Origin of the sequence: Brevundimonas sp., from assembly GCF_036399195.1 — a bacterium.
Taxonomy (GTDB): Bacteria; Pseudomonadota; Alphaproteobacteria; order Caulobacterales; family Caulobacteraceae; genus Brevundimonas.
Map to the genome: position 1 here is coordinate 1 of NZ_DASWNO010000138.1, position 3,940 is coordinate 3,940.

At 68.8% G+C, this 3,940-nt stretch carries 4 protein-coding genes and 1 pseudogene; 4 read left to right on the forward strand and 1 reads right to left on the reverse strand.

Translation table 11 applies throughout. The annotated features are described in order from the left end of the window. Positions 1-290: pseudogene (locus VGB60_RS06625) on the reverse strand (leucyl aminopeptidase family protein); the annotation flags it as partial. A gap of 92 nt (positions 291-382) precedes the next feature. Here VGB60_RS06625 and VGB60_RS06630 point away from each other — a divergent pair. From VGB60_RS06630 to thrS, 4 genes are all read left to right on the forward strand, one after another. Then, the gene (locus tag VGB60_RS06630) at positions 383-1,195 is read left to right on the forward strand and encodes a tetratricopeptide repeat protein (RefSeq protein WP_331037476.1); all 813 of its coding nucleotides are present in this window, start codon (positions 383-385) and stop codon (positions 1,193-1,195) included. Between the two features lie 17 nt (positions 1,196-1,212). Beyond that, the gene (locus VGB60_RS06635; RefSeq protein WP_331037479.1) at positions 1,213-1,683 is read left to right on the forward strand and encodes an iron-sulfur cluster assembly scaffold protein; all 471 of its coding nucleotides are present in this window, start codon (positions 1,213-1,215) and stop codon (positions 1,681-1,683) included. Between the two features lie 80 nt (positions 1,684-1,763). After that, complete coding sequence (gene yidD / locus VGB60_RS06640) at positions 1,764-2,015, forward strand: membrane protein insertion efficiency factor YidD (protein ID WP_331037477.1); 252 nt, start codon at positions 1,764-1,766, stop codon at positions 2,013-2,015. Next, positions 2,012-3,937, forward strand: coding sequence for a threonine--tRNA ligase (gene thrS / locus VGB60_RS06645; protein WP_331037478.1), 1,926 nt, complete (start codon positions 2,012-2,014; stop codon positions 3,935-3,937). The genes yidD and thrS overlap by 4 nt, the downstream gene beginning before the upstream one ends. The last annotated feature ends 3 nt before the right edge of the window (positions 3,938-3,940 follow it).

Here is a 3,940-nt window from a genome sequence, read left to right on the forward strand (position 1 = left end):
GTTCCCGCGTGCTCGAGCTCGGCCTCCAGCCGGTACAGGCCGGAGGGCAGGCGCGCCGGCAAGGATCGCGCGGTCATCGGATCAAAGGTCTCGCCCGTGCCGACCAGCACCGCCGCCACCCCGCCGTCCGCGTTGGGCGCAACCAGAAGCTGGCCCGGCTTGCCCTTGAAGCCGTTGGCCTCCGCCCACGGCCGCAGCCCAGGCTCGATCTCACCGGCGGGGCCGACGAAGCGCACCGGCACGGCGCCGGCGGCGTCTGTCGTGAGCAGATCGGGATGAAGGGCGGACATGGACGGCCTTTCCGGCCCGAACGGGCCGATCTTAACCAAGGATTGACGCGAAGGACCGATTCTCGACGCCGAACCTTCCGGAGCGCCTGTCCATGTCGCGCACGACCGCCCTTATCGCAACCGCCCTGCTGCTCGGAGCCTCGGCCGCTCCCGCGATCGCCCTTGTCCAGACCGCCCCGGCGCAGACCGCGGCGAACGCGCCCCGCACCCGCCAGCCTGCCACGGCCGACGTGCGCGCCGCCTACGACCGCGCGGATCCTCTCGCGCGCCAGATTTTCTGGACCGAGCAGGCCGAAATAAATCCGATGGACCCCATCGCGGGGGTCAAGGCTGCGGTCGCGCTGCGGGAACTCGGTCGGTTCGATCAGGCCGCGGAGATGGCCGGCAAGGTGCTGATGGTCCAGCCGGCCAACGTCGAGGCGATGCTGGAGGCGGGTCGGGCCCACATCGCCCGCGGCCAGGCCTTCTACGGCATAGCGGCGCTTGAGCAGGCCCGCGACGCCCGTCCCGGAGACTGGCGCGCGTGGTCCCTGCTTGGCGCCGCCTACGAACAGGTCCGCCGGCCGCAGGACGCGAGCGCGGCCTGGGCTCAGGCGCTGGCGATCTCGCCCGATAATCCGGACGTGCTGACGAACATGGCCATGTCCGCCATGACCCGGGGCGACACCGCATCGGCCGAACCTCTGCTGCGGCGGGCCGCGTCGCAGCCGGGCGCCTCGCTGAAGGTGCGGCTGAACCTGGCCATGGTGCTGGGTCTGACCGGGAAGATGGGCGAGGCCGAGCAGTTGCTCCGCCGCGACCTTCCGCCGGACGCCGCTGACAGCAATCTGGCCTGGCTGCGCGAGCGTGCCGGCGCCGTCGGTGTCGATCAGGCCCGGACGTGGGGCTCGCTCCAGGGCGGCTGATCGCCTATATTTCGTCCATGATCGACGAGCTCTACAGCGCGCGCATTCTCAAGCTGGCGGCCAACCTGCCGCACAGCGGGCGCCTGGCTGCGCCTGACGGCACAGGCGAGCGCGTGGCGAAACTGTGCGGCTCGAAAGCCGTCATCGACGTAGCCCTGGACGCCTCGGGACGCGTCGCATCGTTCGCCCAGGACGTGAAGGCGTGCGCCCTCGGCCAGGCCGCCGCCGGCGTGCTCGGCGAGAGTATCGTCGGAGCATCACTTGAGGAACTGACCGCCGCCCGGGACGCCATGTCTGACATGTTCAAGGCCGGTGGAGAAGGCCCTACCGGCCGCTTCGAAGGCCTTCAGGCGTTGAAGCAGGTCGCCGACTACCCCGCCCGCCACGCCTCGACCATGGTCGCCATCGAGGCCGCTGTCGACGCAATGCGGCAGGCGCTCGAGCGCAAACGGCCCGCTGCCCGAACTAGTTTAGCCGGCGCGGCCTGAGCGGCTTGTCGTCGGCCTGCCGCTTCGCTGCTTGAGGCCGTGTTGCCCCCGCGCGCTCCGCGGGGGATAAGCGCGGCTACATGGCTCCCGGCGGTAATCTCTACGAACGCGGCGTCCGGCTGGCCCATCGCGGCTATAAGCTGACGCTGTCGCCCCTGATCGGACAGCAGTGCCGGTTCCTGCCGACCTGCTCCGACTACGGCCGGGACGCGCTGATCCAGCATGGTCCGGTGAAGGGGGGATGGCTCACCGTCCGGCGCCTCTGCAAATGCCATCCTCTCGGCAAATCGGGCTATGACCCGGTTCCGCCGCCTGCAAAGACGAAACGATGATCGAACTGAAATTCCCCGACGGCGCCAGCCGTGAATACCCGGACGGCTCCACGGGCCGCGAGGTCGCCGCCTCCATCTCGCCGTCGCTGGCCAAGCGCGCGGCCCTGGCCGAGATCAACGGCAGGCAGTGGGACCTCGACCGCCCGCTCGAGAGCGGCGGCGCCTTCCGCCTGATCATGCGCGACGATCCCGAGGCGCTGGAGACCATCCGCCACGACGCCGCCCACGTGCTGGCCCAGGCGGTGCAGGAGCTGTTCCCCGGCACCCAGGTAACCATCGGCCCGGCCATCGACGACGGATTCTATTACGACTTCTACCGGGAAGAGCCGTTCTCTACCGACGACTTCTCCGCCATCGAGAAGAAGATGGCCGAGATCGTCGATCGCGACGAAAGGCTGATCCGCGAGGTCTGGGACCGAGACGACGCGATCAGGCATTTCGAGAGCGTCGGCGAGACCTTCAAGGCCGAGTTGATCCGCGATCTGCCGGGCACGGAGGAAATCACGGTCTACCGCTCCGGCGGTTGGCTGGACCTGTGCCGGGGGCCGCACTTCCCGTCGACCAAGTTCGTGGGCAAGGCCTTCAAGCTGACCAAGCTGGCCGGGGCCTACTGGCGCGGCGACCACCGCAATCCGCAGCTGCAGCGCATCTATGCGACCGCCTGGGCCACCAAGGACGATCTCGACGCCTATCTGCTGCGCGTCGAGGAGGCCGAGAAGCGCGACCACCGCAAGATCGGCCGCGCCATGGAGCTCTTCCATATGCAGGAAGAGGGCCGGGGCATGGTCTTCTGGCACCCCAAGGGCTGGGTGCTGTGGCAGGTCATCGAGGCCTATATGCGCCGCCGCCTCGACGCCGCCGGCTATGTCGAGGTGAAGACGCCGCAGGTGCTGGACCGGAAGTTCTGGGAAGCGTCCGGCCACTGGGAGAAATACCGGCCCAACATGTTCGTGTGCGAGACGGTCGAGGGCGAGACCCTGTCCCTCAAGCCGATGAACTGCCCCGGCCACGTCCAGATTTTCGGCATCGGCCAGCGGTCCTACCGCGAGCTGCCGCTGCGCATGGCCGAGTTCGGGGCCTGCCACCGCTATGAGCCCTCAGGCGCTCTGCACGGCCTGATGCGGGTGCGTGGCTTCACCCAGGACGACGCTCACATCTTCTGCCGCGAGGACCAGATCGTAGACGAAACGCGCCGGTTCATCGAGCTGACCAAGATCGTTCACGCCGACCTCGGCATGGAGACGGCCTATATCAATCTGGCCACCCGGCCCGACGTGCGCGCCGGCTCCGACGAGTTCTGGGACAAGGCCGAGGGCATGCTGGGCGAGGCCGCGCGGCTGGCCGGGGTCGACCCGGTCATCGCCGAAGGCGACGGCGCCTTCTACGCACCCAAACTGGACTTCGTCGTCAAGGACGCCATCGGCCGCGAATGGACCTGCGGCACGCTGCAGCTCGACTACGTCCTGCCCGAGCGGCTGAACGCGGAGTACATCGGCGAGGACGGCCAGAAGCACCGGCCGGTCATGCTGCACCGGGCCATCCTCGGCAGCTTTGAGCGCTTCATCGGCATCATGATCGAGAATTACGCCGGGGGCTTCCCGCTGTGGCTGGCGCCGACGCAGGCGGTGGTGGCGACCATCGTGTCCGAAGCCGACGGCTACGCCCGCGAGGTCGCAGCGAAGTTCAAGGCGGCGGGGCTGCGTACCGAGATCGATCTGCGCAACGAGAAGGTCGGCTACAAGGTCCGCGAACACTCCGTCGGCAAGGTCCCGGTCATCGCCGTCGTCGGCAAGAACGAGGCCGCCGAGGGCAAGGTGGCGATCCGCCGGCTGGGATCACAGGCGCAGGAGGTGGTCACCGTCGAGGAGGCCATCCGGATGCTGACCGAAGAGGCGACGCCGCCGGATTTGCGGCGTCCCTGACCC